Origin of the sequence: Dokdonia ponticola (genome assembly GCF_042653865.1) — a bacterium.
Lineage (GTDB): Bacteria > Bacteroidota > Bacteroidia > Flavobacteriales > Flavobacteriaceae > Dokdonia > Dokdonia ponticola.
Genome location: NZ_JBHSFV010000001.1, coordinates 39,805 through 57,039 on the forward strand (window position 1 = coordinate 39,805; position 17,235 = coordinate 57,039).

General features: G+C 35.8%; 7 protein-coding genes. 5 read left to right on the forward strand and 2 right to left on the reverse strand.

The features are described from left to right. Positions 1-337: 337 nt before the first annotated feature. Positions 338-2,062 carry a T9SS type A sorting domain-containing protein gene (locus tag ACFO3O_RS00210; RefSeq protein ID WP_379976496.1) on the reverse strand — a complete coding sequence of 575 codons (1,725 nt, stop codon included), beginning with the start codon at positions 2,060-2,062 and terminating at the stop codon, positions 338-340. A gap of 449 nt (positions 2,063-2,511) precedes the next feature. After that, positions 2,512-5,316 (reverse strand): helix-turn-helix and ligand-binding sensor domain-containing protein, encoded by a 2,805-nt coding sequence (locus ACFO3O_RS00215; RefSeq protein ID WP_379976497.1) that lies wholly within the window; start codon positions 5,314-5,316, stop codon positions 2,512-2,514. A gap of 461 nt (positions 5,317-5,777) precedes the next feature. Here ACFO3O_RS00215 and ACFO3O_RS00220 point away from each other — a divergent pair, with 461 nt between their 5' ends. The 5 genes from ACFO3O_RS00220 to ACFO3O_RS00240 all read left to right on the forward strand — a co-directional run bounded on the left by ACFO3O_RS00220 (position 5,778) and on the right by ACFO3O_RS00240 (position 17,230). Next, positions 5,778-8,894, forward strand: coding sequence for a glycoside hydrolase 5 family protein (locus ACFO3O_RS00220; protein ID WP_379976498.1), 3,117 nt, complete (start codon positions 5,778-5,780; stop codon positions 8,892-8,894). 6 nt (positions 8,895-8,900) lie between these two features. Next, positions 8,901-11,186, forward strand: coding sequence for a carbohydrate binding domain-containing protein (locus ACFO3O_RS00225; RefSeq protein ID WP_379976499.1), 2,286 nt, complete (start codon positions 8,901-8,903; stop codon positions 11,184-11,186). 140 nt (positions 11,187-11,326) lie between these two features. After that, positions 11,327-12,187, forward strand: coding sequence for a glycoside hydrolase family 16 protein (locus ACFO3O_RS00230; RefSeq protein WP_379976500.1), 861 nt, complete (start codon positions 11,327-11,329; stop codon positions 12,185-12,187). Between the two features lie 185 nt (positions 12,188-12,372). Beyond that, positions 12,373-15,849 carry a hypothetical protein gene (locus ACFO3O_RS00235; protein WP_379976501.1) on the forward strand — a complete coding sequence of 1,159 codons (3,477 nt, stop codon included), beginning with the start codon at positions 12,373-12,375 and terminating at the stop codon, positions 15,847-15,849. An 85-nt stretch (positions 15,850-15,934) separates the two neighbouring features. Then, complete coding sequence (locus ACFO3O_RS00240) at positions 15,935-17,230, forward strand: glycosyl hydrolase family 17 protein (RefSeq protein WP_379976502.1); 1,296 nt, start codon at positions 15,935-15,937, stop codon at positions 17,228-17,230. Positions 17,231-17,235: the final 5 nt, after the last annotated feature.

Genomic DNA, 17,235 nt, shown 5'->3' on the forward strand with positions numbered 1-17,235 from the left:
TCATCTAATTAAAGGTAAAATCAATCTATTCCTTTATGTCTTCTATTTTAATAATTCTGATATTCGATACGTTCGTTGTTGAGTTAAAAAACTACTTTTACTGTAAATAATAAAGGGTATTAAACTCCAAGGCAAGCCTTGAACCCTAAAAATAGACCTAAGGGTCGAGGTATTATAGCATAGATCCCGCTGAAAAGCGGGATTAGTTCAACTAGCTATTTTGAATTCGTCCTTTGGACTTTTCAAAAAAGCGTTTCACTAAAAAGCAAAAGGACCATTATCATTGATAATAGTCCTTTCTAAACTAAAAATATATAATCCCCCTAGGATTAACTATTTAGCGTTTTATTAATTTTATTGTTTCTTGACCTTGATTTGTAGTAATCGTTGCCAAGTAAATACCAGTTCTTAAGTTAGAAGCATTGATATCAAATGAAGTTGTATTTGGTGTAGCTACTGCTACTCTTCTACCTGAAAGATCATATACAGCTACATTAGTAATAACATCTGAGTTAGTTGTTACTGTCCAACGCTCTGAAGAAGGGTTAGGATAGACAGATACATCTAAGCTTGAGAATTCATCCGTACTAAGTGTCGTATTCTGGTGTAAGTATAAGTTGTCGATGAAAATTGTTCTATTTCCAGCATCTGCTCCAGCTACTGTAAGTACAAATTGTCTTAAAGCATCTCTTTGTTGTGTTGGATCATCAGAATTGAAGTCAGCGATTGGAATATCAATAGATACCCACTCTCCAAATGTTGTAACAGGATTTGTTAATTGAAAAGCAGAAGTTTCTCCAGCATCTCCAACATGATTAGACCATTTTGGATTTGCAATTAAACCTGCCGATAAAGGAGTATCAATCCAATAATCCATGTGGAAGTGAGTCATGGCAGATACATCTACAGGAAGTCCCCAATCGATTAATAAAAATTCTGAAGCTGGTTGGTTTAAAGTGATTTGTTGTGTGTCATCACCTTCTATTTGAATAGTTGTAATATCTTGTGTTCCTACTCCAAAAGCTCCAAATACAACATCAGGTTGTGGTGTGTAAGCGTTACTAAATAGAGAGAATACTGTAGCTGGATCTCTGTTTGGAGGTGTTGGTGCTGCTTCTGCTGGCAAGACTGGATCTCCACCGCCGCCTGCGATCATTAATGATACATTGTCTAATACTAAAACACCGTCGTCTGCTCCTAAATCAAACAATACACGACTATTGGCACTACCCGCAGGTGGTGTTAATGTAAATGTAAAAGTTTGCGTATCAGAAGTTACTGTTACAGTTTCTACAGCTGCGGAAAAATCACCTTCATTAAGTCCTATTCCTGCTATAATTGTTCTACTACCATCTTCCATTGAAGTAGACGCATCAAAACTAAAAGTGTAAGCTACACCTGCTTCCAATGCAACTGGGTGACTTAAGTTTACATCAAATGGATTTCCTGAAATTTCATTATCTGATAGATTAAAACTATTTCCACCATCAGTTTGTACGTTAAACGCATTTCCAAACCAAGTAACCATTCCTTGCTCAAAATCTCCATTGGATAACAATTCATCTCCTCCTCCTGGATCTTCGTTTAAAGTAAGAGTTACATTATCAATTACTACAACCCCTGTAGCTGCTCCCATATCAAACAATACACGGCTGTCTGCAGAAGTAAAGTTTGCAACAAGCTCTAAGGTAAAAGTCTGTGTAGTTTCTGTTACCGTTACTTCTTGACTCTGATTTGTGAACGGATCTACAAAAAGACCAATTCCAGCAAGCATCGTACGGCTCCCTGTTGTTGGATCAGTCGAAGCATCAAAAGTTAATGTAAAAGTTTGTCCTTGGTTAATGTTGATTCCTCTTTGGCTCAAGTTAACAGCAAAAGGTTCTCCTGCTGAGGCTACATCAACGAAATTAAAACTGTTACCTCCATCTGTTTGAACATTAAATCCATTTCCTTCCCAAACGGTCATCCCACCTTCAAAATCACCATTGGTGAGAAGGTTTTGAGCCTGTACAGTTACGACACTGAGTAAGGCAAGGAATAATAAAAAAGTAATTTTTTTCATAATAGTATGTTATATTAAATGTTATTTTAGAATGCAATGGAATTCAGTTCATTTATTTTGAACGACTGTATGCTAGAGTTAACCGTAAAGCGTGATTATTTAAAACTAACTATTCAATGTCTAGTGAAAAACTATTCATTGAATACAATTATAAAAATTCTCAGGCTTATGATAAAAAACAAAATGTCAAAATAATGTAATTATCCAAAATTCTAATTTCATCAAATTTAAGCTCAAAATTTAAGGATTCCGCAAATAAGCACTATACAAAAAACATACATGCTAAATTTTAACGTTATTTATTATGAAATTACTAAATCAACAATGAAGTACTCAGTATTTGCAGGCTATTAGCTGTAGGAGGAAGATTTTAGCAATTCATACATTTTTTAACAAATTACACTAATGTTGTAGCAATGTTGTGTTGTAAAATTGGTGTGTTGTGTTAATTAAAGATTAATGAAGTAGTCGTTTAGATTGACATCTCTAGACAAATTAAGTTTTTTACGTAGTCTATAACGCTTTATTTCAACACTACGTGATGAGATGTTTAAAAGAGGGGCAATCTCTTTTGATGACATATTCAATCGCAAATAAACACATAATTTGAGGTCGTTTGCCGTTAAAGAAGAATGGATTTCTTTCACCTTTCTAAAGAAATCTTTATCAGCATGATTAAACGCTTCTTCAAAAAAGTTCCAATCTTCTTCATTTTCTATGGTTTTATCCACAAGAGATACGATTGATTTAATATCTTCTATTTTTTCAGTTTTCAATAAAGCACTTTTAATAGTATTAAGTACTTTAGTCTTATTAATCATATTCATAGTGGAGACCGCAAGCTCTCTATTACGTGCGTCAATGTCTTGCTTTAGATTAGCATTATTGAGCTCTATAATTTGTTTTTCATTTTCTAAAGCCTTGAGCTCCATATCTTTTTTTGTTTTGTAGAGTGCTAACTCTTGTTGCTTTTTATAATACCTCTTATAAAAACCGTTTAATGCAACAAATAATAGTGTTGTTAGAATAACATACAAAATAATACTAACATTGGACAAATACCATGGACGTTCAACTACAAAATCATAGGTTATTTCATTGGTTGTTTCACTCCCCCCTACACGTGCTTTTGCCTTAAAAACATAAGAACCTGGAGGTAAATTTTCAAAATGAGCATTTGAGTCAGAACTCCAAGGGCTCCAAAAATCATATAAACCCTCTAACAAATAAGAATATTCTGTTGTAAGAAATTTATCATATTCTGGAACTCCAAAAGAAAACTTCAAGTTATTCTCATTTGATGAAAACTCAACATTTTCTTCAAAAGGAACTAAACCATATTTCTTACCTAACTTATGAACAGAAACGGACTTTAAATTAATTTTATATTCTTGAATTGTATTTTCATTTTTAGAAATATCTACAATGATAAAACCATTAGAGGTTCCTAATATATATTCATTTTCACGTATTTTGACAAAACTTTCATAACCTTCAACAGTATTACGAAGACCAAGTGGGATAGATATCTTTTTAATGGTATAGTCTCCGTCTAATTTATCGCGAGAGACACTAATAAGATTCTCTCTAGTAAATGTCCATAATTTATCTTGGTCTTCAATTAACTTCCCAGTAACGAATGCGTCTTCATCAAAAATGGTACTAAGCTTCTCTTCAATCTTAAATTTTTTGTCTTCTAAATTATAAACAAAAACTCCTTCTTCATTTGCATAAAAAATAACATCATCCAGCCTTGACAAACTAGAATGTTTTCCGATAGTAACATCTGTATGTTTAAATACTTCAGAGGCTTCTTGATATTGTGCATCTGTTTTTATTTCAAATACTCCCTTATATTCATGATTGACAAAAATTCGGTAATCATTTGTAATTTCAAAATGTTTAGAAGAATTTACAAAGTTTTTTATCTTATTTCTAACTCGCCACCCATCTGATGTCTTTTCTAAAACATATAGCCCTCCATAATTTCCTTGTAGGAGTAGGTCTTTTCTTCCTGGAATTTTCTTAATATCCCAAGTACCTTCAATATTAGCAACTAATTGTTGTTTCTCGTTCTCTATGATAAATGTTCCATTATTATGCCCACAAAAAAGAGTTCCATCAATAACACGTAAACTCCACACCTGACCTTCAATTCCTGTCATTCTTGTAAAATCAGACTTAGATCCGTCCAATTTATAGAACACCCCTTGATTTGTACCCAGATAGATATAACCATTCACATAGGCAGAGGCATATATTGTTCCTAATTTACCACTAACATCTATGTATTGATAAAAAGGACTTTGGCTATTTACACAATCAATTCCGGCGTCCAAACCAATCCATAAATTCTGATCCTTATCCTCTAACAATGCAAGTGCTGTATTATTATTTAAACCGCTTTCTTTTTCAATTTGGTATTCGATTACTCCATCCTTTGATAGCTGTATGATTCCATTTTCAATGGTTCCAAGAACAATAGACTTATTTTTACGTTGAATAGCACTATAAATTGTATACTGCTTTATTGATTCGTTATCCAAAATTTCCCAGGGAATAACACTCTCCTTATTTATTTTTAAAAACCCATTATTCTCTGTGATACCAGTTAACTGTCCCTCTATGTCAAAAAGGTTAATTAAACGTTCTTTAATAAGAACTGTATTTGAGCTAAAGAGATTAGGTTCTCCTTTCTCTATAGTATAAAGACCTTTGTCCTTAACTTGAAAAAACAAATCATCATTGACCAAAAAAAGACGAACTACTTGCCCCTCAGGGGTAATCATTTCGATGTTGCCATCCTGCGTATCATAAATATAAATACGATCTAAAGATTGAAAAAGCAGATATTGACCATATTGTTCTATATTCCAGATATGCTCATCTTCAATCATGCTTACTTCCTGTTTTTTTACAATAGATGTATATTGAAAAATCCCAGTCTTATCTTTTTCCCAAACACCAAAATCCATATAAGCTCCTGTATATAACTTATTATCTACAGCCTTGACCCCTCTAACTATAGTTCCGTTTGGAGAGGGATACAGATCCCATTGTGCACCATTAAAAACTAATAAACCTTTATTATTAGCAACATAAATAGTCTTATCTGGACCTTGGGTAAGCATCCAATTCTGATTATCAGCATTATATATGTTTGGCGTATAGTTTACAACGGGAGGTAGTCCTTGAGCTTGCAAAAAAGTCAAAGAAAAAAGCAAAAAAAACATGCGTACTATTGACTTTATCATTTTTGTAGTGATTTGTACTTATAAATAAACTAATGCTGCTTTTATATGAGGATAATGGAAATATATGAAACAATAAATGACAAATTACGAATCTAAAAGGGCATTAATTACTTCTTTTACAATCATCATTTAGATAATAACACCTCTACAAGAAATAAAAACACTACAACATAAATACAACATTAACGAAAAATTAACAAAAATAGCTGTAGAATTATTTTTTTTCAACCGAAAAGTTAGTCTTTAAATATATTTATATTATCAATATATTTGAGGAAAAAACACCATATCCTCAACAAAATGCCTTAAAATATATGAATGTATAGTTTTTGTTAGTTTTTTTTTACTAACATTAACAATTCATAATTATATATTTACTTGAAAGACATTTCACATGTCATACAACAAGAAACCATTAGACCCTAATGGGTTAAAACATACTTACTAAAACCAATAATCTTATGAAACATTATCTGTTAAGACTATTTCTATTTTTAGCCTCAACATCATTAATTGCACAAGCAAACAAAGTCACTATTGATAACACAAATGATGGCTCTCGATTAATAGTAGATGGAGAAGCGTTTATGATTAATGGTATGAACTGGGATTACATTCCTATTGGTCAAACAATAGCGACCACCTCATATCAATTCTGGAATCAGTCCGATGATATTATCAAAGCTGCATTAGATCCAGAAATGGAACTCCTAAAGAATATGGGAGTCAATACCATAAGACAATATGTAGGGGTGCCTCCTAAATGGGTACAATACATTTACGAAAAATATGGTATATACACGATGATCAACCATGCTTTTGGACGCTACGGTCTAACAATAGATGGGGCTTGGGAACCTAACACTGACTATTCAGATCCGCGAGTTAGAGATATTCTAATAAAGGAGACAACCGCAATGGCAAGAGAATTTAAAGATACGCCTGGTATACTTCTTTTCTTATTAGGAAATGAAAATAACTACGGTCTTTTTTGGGATGGTGCAGAAACCGAAGATATTCCTGAGGAAGATAGTAAGTCTAAACCTCGCGCTAGAGCTATGTACAAGCTTTTTAATGAAGCGACTGTTGCAATGAAGCAAATTATTAACTCGCACCCAATAGCCATCTGTAATGGAGATTTACTTTTCCTTGATATTGTAGCAGAAGAATGTAAAGACATTGATATTTATGGTACAAATATGTATCGAGGTGTTTCATTTGGTGATGCCTTTGAAAGAGTAAAAAATGAATATGGAAAACCATTTATGTTTACTGAGTTTGGTTCTGACGCATTTAATGCTGTTCAAAACCAAGAAGATCAGAAAGCACAAGCATTTTATATGGTAGGGAATTGGAAAGAAATTTATGCGAATGCTGCTGGTTTAGGAAAAGCAGGAAACTCTATAGGTGGATTTACGTTCCAATTTAGTGATGGTTGGTGGAAATATGGACAAACAACCAATCTAGACGTTCACGACAATAACGCTTCTTGGGATAACGGAGGTTATGAGAATGATTTTGTGGAAGGTGAGAATAATATGAATGAAGAATGGTTCGGTATCTGTGCAAAAGGACCCACAAATGAAAAAGGTCTTTACACATTATATCCAAGAGCCGCTTACTATGCGCTAAAGGAAGCACATGAATTTGATCCATATTCACTTAGTAGTTCAGCAGAAGCTGTAGAAAACCATTTTAACAAGATCCAACTAATGGACGCTGTACTGAGAGCTCGAGGAGACAAAGCAGCTTCTGGAGGTGCAGGAGGAAATAAAGTTAAAATAAGCTCATTAAGAGCCGAATTTACTACGTTCAACACGGGGGGTGATCGTATTACCACACCAGATGATCGAGATCCAAATGCAAATGTTTTTCCCGATCAATTAGGGTTTGATAATATGGAGTCTTATTATATAGGTGTTGAAGCTAACCCAACCCCAGGCCTAAGAGCTAACGTTGTAACCAATATTTTAGGCAATGTAGCTAGAAATCCTATTGATGAAATTTTCTTTGAAAATAGAGGGCGACCAATAACTGTAGAAACTGACAATGGAAATGTACTTATCACTGATAATAATAGAGTTCAAATATACCAAGCCGAATTTGACTGGAATACAAAATATACCAATGTAAAAGGGTTTTACAGAACAGGACATTATCATTGGGGATATGAAGGTGATTTCTTTGGATTATATCCTGAAGCAAACTACGGGCCGAACATCGACATATATAACGGTGTAGCTCCTTTTGGTTTTGAATTCGAAGGAAAAAAAGCATTTAAAGGATTTAAAGTAGCATTTGGTCCAGAACTATGGTGGGGAGCAAACCCAGCTGTTTTAGTTAAGTACGAAAAACAAATTGGAAACTATAAAGTGGCAGGTATATTTCATGAAGATATTTCAGAACAAGCTGGTGCAGGAGTTACATCTGGAGCAATCCCGCAACCAAGAACACGAAGATTCACAGGATACGCACAGCGTAAATTTGGGAAATTTGATGTTGAAGTAGGAGGTATTTGGGGTGGACAACCTTTAAATGGAAGAGAATACCAAATTGTAAAAACAGATGACGCTGGAAACACCAATGTTTTTGTAAATACTGTAGATGCAGGGGATAACTGGGGAGGAAAAATAAAAGTTAAATATACGGGTGGTAAATTTAATTGGTATGCACAAAGTGCCGCGCAAGGCGTAGTTGCTTTTGGTGGTGCTGATTACACAAAAACATTTACTGGATGGAGATTAAAAGACAGTGGAAGCGGTAACCAGTATAACTTCTTAACAGGGTTTACATACACTATTGGAAACTTACAAATTGCACCAAACTTCTTATGGCAAGAGCCATTAGTAGATCCTATTCCTCTAGGATCACCAGCACCCGCAAGAGCCAGAAATATTTTAGCTGATCCTTTTGTAGTAAGAGCTAATAGAAGAACTACAGCGGGTGAAATCCTATTAACCTATGATCCTACACCAGGTTCATGGTTTTATGAGTGGGATAACGATAGAGCTGAAGACGCACCATTTGCTGCTAGTTTAGGGTTTGTGTACCGTCATCTTCCAACAACGCAAGATGCAGCCATTGGATTCTTTGGAAACAGTCGTCAACCTGTAGCTTTTGATGCAGCTCCTTCTGCACAAGACTTGTGGGAGTTTAATGGTAGAATAGTTTCTAAGTTCACACCAGATTTTGGACTTATTGCAAACTTTTATGGAGGAAATGGCCAAGCTAACGGAAGTGATGACAGAGTTATTTATAGATATGGTACTGATGTACGTGTGATCTATAATAAACTTAAATTAATTACCGAAGTAAAAATAGACGACTGGGGACCTTTTGATTTCCATAGAGATTTCAACCTTACGTTCCCATTCCAATTTAAAATGGATCTTTCTACTACCGTTGGTAAACAAGATTGGTTTATTTTACCAAACACCCGTATAGGAATTCGTTACACCTGGAGATCTCTTGATAATTTCTCTCCAAGATATCAATTCCAAAACCCTATTGATCTAGGATTTCCAAACGGAAATGAATGGGAAATCAGAACATACTTACACATTAACATTGGAAAATAAAAAATCATGAAAAATATATTCACAAAAATAAAATTTAGCTGTTTGATTGCTACGCTATTTCTAGTGATTAATTATAGCTGTGCACCTGATGAAGGAGACTTACAAGAAGCAACATTTCCTAATATAGCAAACATCTTTATAGATGGTTTTAGTGCTGGCTTACAATATGATGCTTTCGGAGATTCTAGAGTAACCGCATTTAATGTAGATACTGATATTACTTTCGAAGGAACTGCTTCCATGCGATTTGATATTCCTAATGGAAACGATCCGCAAGGTGGGTATGCTGGAGGAATATTTTCTGTCGCAGGTGGTAGAAACCTAACAGATTATAATGTATTGACTTTTTACGCTAGAGCATCTCGAGGAGAAACTATCAATCAAATTGGTTTTGGTTTAACTTTTCAAGGAGAAGTCTTTAGAACGACACTTAACAACCTTCAAGTGGGAACTGAATGGCAAAAATACTTTATTCCAATTCCTGATGGTTCAAAACTAACGCAAGAAAGCGGAATGTTATGGTATGCAGAGGCTGCAGATAATGGAGAAAGCTATCAATTATGGCTAGATGAAGTAAAGTTTGAAAATTTAAATACTGTTCTACAAGAGAGTGCTGCCATTTTAGATGGAGTAGATCAAGTAACAGCTGCATCAGCAGGAAGTACCATTACAATCAATGGAACATCAGCTACCTACAACTTACCGACAGGGACTTTGCAAACAATTACGACGACACCTGCATTTTTTGACTACACATCTTCAAACGAAAATGTAGCAACTGTAAATGAATTTGGTGTTGTATCTGTACTAAGCGACTCAGGAACAAGTGTGATAAGTGCAACCTTAAGTGGTCAAGAAGCAGACGGTTCCATCACGTTTATGGATGTAGATGCATCAGGAAATGTAGATGACTCAGATGCAACCGAACTAGCACTGCCTATAGGTTTTGAGTCAACGTCTCTTAATTACAACCCTACAGGCTTTGAGGGGGCTGTGCCTACCATAGCTGCAAACCCTATTGTTGGAGGTTTAAATAATAGCTCTAATGTGTTAAGATCTTTAAAAAGTGAAGGATCTGTATTTTTTGCTGGACAATTTATTGACCTAGATGTACCTGTAGATTTTTCTACCGATCAAGTTGTAAGTGCCCTTGTACTTTCTCCAAATGCAGGAGCCATCGTAAGAGTTGCCTTTGAAAACAGTAGCAATCCTGCTTCTCAAATTAGAGTTGACGTACCTACTACTGTTAGTAACCTATGGGAAGAATTAACCTTTGACTTTACTGGGTTAATTGACACTGGTGCCAGCTACGATAGAATGGTCATTATTTTTGATATAGATGAAGCAAACCCTACCGCAGGTGATGGATCAGTGTATTATATTGATGACATTCAATTAACAGACGGTTCTGGCGGAGGCGGTGGAGGCGGAGACAATCTGTTACAAAACGGTGACTTTGAACAAGGAATGACCGTATGGGAAGGAAATGGATTTAATGTACAAACCGATGGAGGAAACAGCTTTAACTTTGTAGATGTTGCCACTGCTGGGAATGCTTTTGATGTAAACTTAAGCCAAAGAGGATTAAATATTACAGAAGGACAGACCTACACACTTACCTTTGATGCCTCTACAGATGCAGCAACAGGAAGTCGTACAATGATTGCTGGAATAGGTCTCTTTGTCGACCCTTTTACAAATGCAGTTTCAGAAGTTACCATAACAGATACAGCACAAACATTTACATTAGAACTCACAGCTAATTTTAGCTCGGCAGATGGTCGCGTATTATTTGATATGGGAGCAGATACGGGCGTACTCGTGATAGATAATGTGATACTAGTCGAATCAGGTGGTGGAAATTCTGGAGGTGAACTTCTATCTAATGGAGACTTTGAAGAAGGAATGACCGTATGGGAAGGAAATGGGTTTAATGTACAAACAGATGGAGGAAACAGCTTTAATTTTGTAGACGTTGCCACCGCTGGAAATCCATTTGATGTGAATTTAAGCCAAAGAGGATTGTCTATCGCAGAAGGACAAACCTTTACCTTAACCTTTGATGCCTCTACAGATATGGCAACAGGCTCTCGAACCATGATCGTCGGTATTGGTCTCTTTGTAGATCCGTTCACAAATCAAAGTCAAGAAGTAACTTTGACAGACGCGACACAAACCTTCGAAGTAGAGCTAACTGCAAATTTCAGCTCTGCAGATGGGCGCGTATTATTTGATATGGGTGCAGATGTTGGTGTCATCGTTATTGATAATGTATCATTAACATTAAATTAGAACAATAAATGAATGTTATTTGAGTATCCCTTTGTACGCTTTCGCGAAAGCGGACTCAGAAATAAATACTAAGAAATCCAGATAACCAGATAACCATATCATTGATAATTATACAATAGAACTAAAAAAAGAAAAAAGAAATGAAAAATGTAATCTTAAAAAGTGTCCTATGTGGCTTTATACTTATTACTGCTTGGAGCTGTAATGACGATGAAGGCACAAATATTGGCTTGACAAACCTTAACCTCGTATTTGAAGATAATTTTGATGGTCCCGCAGGAGCATCTGTTAACACAGATGTATGGAACTTTGACATAGGCACAGGATCTAACGGCTGGGGAAATGCCGAACTACAATACTACACAGACCGTCCAGAAAATATTTCACTAGATGGAGAAGGAAACCTAGTAATCACGGCCCGTAGAGAGGTTTTTCAAGGATCTCCATTTACCTCAGCAAGAATTAATACAAAAGGGAACTTTGAACAACAATACGGTCGTTTTGAAGCACGTATTCAATTACCAGGAGGACGTGGTGTTTGGCCAGCATTTTGGATGTTAGGTAATAATATTGAAACGGAAGCAGATGATGACCCTGCGACGGTGCAGTGGCCATTCTGTGGAGAAATAGATATCCTTGAGATGAGAGGACAAGAACCTTCACTAAGTATTGGTAGTATTCATGGACCTGGCTACTCTGGAGGAGGAGCCATATCAGGTGAATTTGAACTTGAAGACGATCGTTTTGATGCAGGTTTTCATGAATTTGCTATTGAATGGAGCCCTGACTTTATCGATTATTTTATCGATGGAGTTCGTTTCAACAGAATAAGTAGAGAAGACCTTCCTGAAGGTGGTGATTGGGTTTTTGATGACCAACCTTTCTTTTTACTATTAAACGTCGCCGTAGGTGGAAGCTTTGTTGGTTTCCCTGTAGATTCTACACCACTACCACAGCGTATGATCATCGATTATGTTCGAGTATACGAAATCGGAGAATAAACCATACAAAAACAAAAAGTGAAAAAACATACGCATGGATGCTACTTTAGCATAGTGTAACGATACTGTAATCAGTACTATATGTATCGTTAAAAAAGAAGTATTCATAGAAATGTGACATAAAATAATGCCAATCAATACGCATAATCTCTTACTTTAGAGGTTATGCGTATTAAAAATGACAAATGACGAAACAATCCATATATATAGGTAACAAACCAGCTTCTTTTAACGACTCTGAGATTAAAGGAGAACTTATCCAATTTGATAACGAAACATACTATAAGATCTCTAACAGCGATCAAATGAGACCCTTCTTTATGAGTCTCATCAGTGATTCAAACCACTGGATGTTTATCTCTAGCAATGGAGGATTATCTGCAGGTAGAAAAGATTCTAACCATGCCTTATTTCCCTATTATACAGATGATAAAATCACAGAAAACTATGAAAACACTGGAAGTAAAACACTTCTAAAAGTTCATAAGGATGGAAATATATTTCTGTGGGAGCCTTTTTCAGGAAAATATGAAGGAGTTTATGATATCACCCGAAATCTTTACAAAAATAACTACGGAAACAAAGTAGTTTTTGAAGAACACAATAAAGACCTTGACCTTACGTACAGATATCAGTGGAATTCTAGTGACACGTATGGATTCGTTAGAAAATCTACTTTAATAAATAATCTTAAAGCCACGGTAAAAGTAAGCGTGCTTGATGGCATTCAAAATATCATCCCATATAGTGTTGGAGAAGATATGCAAAAGTTAAGTAGTAACCTTGTAGATGCCTATAAGCGCAATGAACTCATCCCTGATTCTGGGGTTGGAATTTATGCATTAAGTGCTACCATTGTTGATAAAGCCGAACCTAGTGAAGCATTAAAATGCAACATCGCATGGTCTTTAGGAATGGATAAACCAACATATCTAGTGTCGTCACTGCAATTAGATCATTTTAGATCTGGAAAAACCATCCATCAAGAAACAGATGTAAAAGCAGAACGTGGCGCCTATTTTATATGTTCAGATATCGAATTAGGAGCTGAAAGTCAAAAAGAGTGGCTCATCGTTGCAGATACCAACCAAACGATTAGTTCGGTGATCAAAATTTCTGAAACTATAAAAACAACACCTAAGCTTAAGGAGTTGGTTCAAGAAGATATTGATGCAGGCACCAAACACTTATTAGAGCTTGCAGGCGCTTCTGATGCAATGCAACTAAGTGCCAACAAACTTAGAAATACACGTCATTTTTCAAATACGCTTTTCAATATTATGAGAGGGGGTATTTTTGATCAAAACTACCTTATTGAAAAATGGGATTTTGAGAATTATTTAGCGAAAGCAAATACAATTGTCTACAAAAAAGTAAAAGCGACTGTAGATACATTACCAGCACAATTTTTATTGTCCGACTTGAAGGAAGTAGCTTCTCAAAATGAAGACCCTCATTTTAAAAGGCTTTGTTTAGAATACATGCCTTTAAAATTTAGTAGAAGACATGGAGACCCAAGTAGACCTTGGAATAAATTCTCCATCAATACCCGAAGTGAAATAGATGGTTCCAAAGTATTAGATTATGAAGGAAACTGGAGAGACATCTTTCAGAACTGGGAAGCATTGGCACTCGCCTATCCTGAGTTTATCGAAAGTATGATCCACAAGTTTTTAAATGCAACTACTTTTGATGGCTATAACCCATATCGCGTGACCAAAGGTGGTTTTGACTGGGAAACTATTGAAGAAGACAACCCGTGGGCCTATATTGGCTACTGGGGAGATCATCAGATTATCTACTTACAAAAGTTTTTAGAGATTATTGAAAATCACAATCCAGGAAAACTAGGTAGCTATTTTGATAAAGATCTTTTTGTTTATGCCAATGTACCTTACAAGATAAAAAGCTACGCAGAGACCCTTAAAAATCCAAAAGACACCATTGATTTTGATTTTGATCTCGATGAAAAAATTAATGAGCGTAGAGAGACTATAGGGGTGGATGGTGCCCTCTTGCGCACCGCAAGCGACACTATATACAATGTCAATTTTATTGAAAAAATGCTGGCTACCGTATTGGCAAAAGTATCCAACTTTATTCCAGAAGCAGGGATTTGGCTTAATACCCAGCGCCCAGAATGGAATGATGCTAATAATGCACTTGTAGGAAATGGAGTCTCTATGGTGACCTTATATTACCTACGAAGATTTTTACATTTCTTTGGTAATATCATAGCAAAAAGTGACATTAAAGAAACCTATATATCAGAAGAGTTAGAAGCATTTTACACAAGCATTACACTTACTTTAAGTACCCACAAAAACGTCTTAAAAGGTACCATTACTGATACAGACCGCAAAAAGATTCTAGATGGTCTAGGGATGCCTGCAAGTGCGTACAGGACAAAAGTATACCAAGATACTTTTTCAGGAAAAAAGAAGCTGATTTCACTACACAGTATCGCTCAATTTATAACCACTACCCTCGCCTACATAGATCATACGATAGATGTGAATAAGCGAGAGGATAACTTATATCACGCATATAATTTAATGACCGTCAAAAATGACGAGAAAGAAGTAGCAATAAGTCATCTAGAAGAAATGCTAGAAGGTCAAGTAGCGGTATTAAGTGCTGGATATTTGAGTTCTAAAGAAAGCCTTCAAGTATTAGATGGCTTAAAGAGCAGTGCCTTATTTAGAGAAGACCAGTATAGTTATATACTCTACCCTAACAAAGACTTAGCTAACTTTCTAGAAAAAAATAAAATTCCTCAAGAAGCCGTTCAAAAGTCTCAACTTCTGAAACAGCTTCTTCAAGATAAGAATACACAAATTATCCAAAAGGATATTAAAGGCAATTATCATTTTAATGGTAATTTCAACAATGCAAAAATGCTCAATGAAGCATTAGATACCTTAACAGATACTACCTATAAATCTCTTGTTTCTGACGAGCGTCAATTCATATTAGACACGTATGAAACCGTCTTTAACCACAAAGCATTTACCGGAAGATCAGGTACCTTCTTTGGGTATGAAGGTCTTGGCTCTATTTATTGGCACATGGTTTCCAAATTACTCCTTGCCGTACAAGAATGTTGCCTAAAAGCCATAAAAGAAGCTAATGACAAAGAGACCATTGGTCGATTATTAGAGCACTATTATGAAATAAATGAAGGGATTGGAGTTCATAAGTCTCCAAAACTGTATGGAGCGTTTCCAACAGATCCATATTCACATACTCCTGCAGGTAAAGGAGCACAACAACCTGGAATGACTGGACAGGTAAAAGAAGATATCTTAAGCCGTTTTGGTGAATTAGGTGTATTTGTGCATGAAGGAAAACTTCAGTTTAGCCCAGATATGCTTCGTACATCAGAATTTTTAGATACCTCAAAAACTTTTGATTATACCGATGTTACGCTAGAACGAAAAAGCCTTACGATTCCTAAGGATTCTATTTGTTTTACCTATTGCCAAGTACCTGTTATCTATACAATTTCAGAAAAAGCACACATACAAGTACATTCAAAAGATGGTTCGACACAGACATTTGAACAATTAAGCTTAGATAAAGCTGTAAGTTATCAAGTATTTAATCGCACAGGAGAGATCGTTCAAATACACGTAGCGATCACCTCTGATTATTTAAAATAAAAGGTGTTTGTACGTATACGCTTTCGCGAAAGCGCATAAAGACCTTATCAAAAAAATATGAATAGTAAATAAAAAACAAGACACCATGAAAGCCATAAAGCACCTCTTAGTTCTACTCATTTTGACTATAGGTGGTGTGTCTTGTAAAGATTCTATGAAAGCTCCCGAAACCCCTATATCACAAAAAAAACCTAAAAACGTGACAGCACAAGAAATACTAGGAAATCCAGATTATCTCGCTATCTCCTACGGTGGATACCGCATGACCTCACGCGATAGTCAACCCTCTATAGTGCAATTGAAAAATGACATGAAAATACTTCATGCCATGAACATTCGTTTTTTAAGAACGTATAATGTACAGTTAGCGCATGCGTCAAATATTTTGAAGGCAATACATGAACTCAAACAAGAAGATCCAAGCTTTGAGATGTATGTAATGCTAGGCGCTTGGATAGACTGTCTCAATGCATGGACAGGACATACACCTGACCATTTTGTAGAAAGCCCTCAAAACGAAGGAGAAATTGGTCGAGCTGTTGCATTAGCAAAGCAATACCCAGATATTGTCAAAGTCATTGCAGTTGGTAATGAAGCAATGGTGAAATGGGCAACTGCGTATTATGTACAGCCCGATGTGATCTTAAAATGGGTCAATCACCTGCAAGGGCTTAAAAAAACAGGCGAACTTTCTAAAGATCTATGGATCACAAGCTCTGATAACTTTGCGTCTTGGGGAGGTGGTGAAGACTTATATCATGTGAAGGCTCTTGAGGACCTCATAGGAGCGGTAGACTATCTTTCTGTACACACCTACCCTATGCACGATACCCACTATCATCCTATATTTTGGGGCGTGTTTGGAAATGAAAATGAGCTCAGCAAAGTAGAACAAATAGATGCTGCTATGATCCGAGCAAAAAACTATGCAATCTCACAGGTAGATAGCGTGGCTAAATATGTAAAAAGTCTAGGCTATGACAAACCTATTCACATAGGTGAGACAGGATGGGCAAGTGCCTCTAATGAGTTATATGGAGACGATGGATCAAAAGCGACCGACGAGTATAAAGAAGCGTTGTTCTATAACCACATGCGCGATTGGACCAATGAAAAAGGAATGTCTTGTTTCTATTTTGAAGCGTTTGACGAACCATGGAAAGATGCACATAATCCAGGCGGATCAGAAAATCATTTTGGATTATTTACTGTAGATGGAAAAGCAAAATATGCCCTCTGGAATCTGGTAGACCAAGGTACCTTTAAAGGGCTTACTCGCAACGGAAATCAAATAATTAAGACCTATAACGGAGATAAAAAAGCACTGCTTGAAGATGTAAAATTACCACCATCTAAAGGAAGGGTCTTAATGAATCATTAAAACCA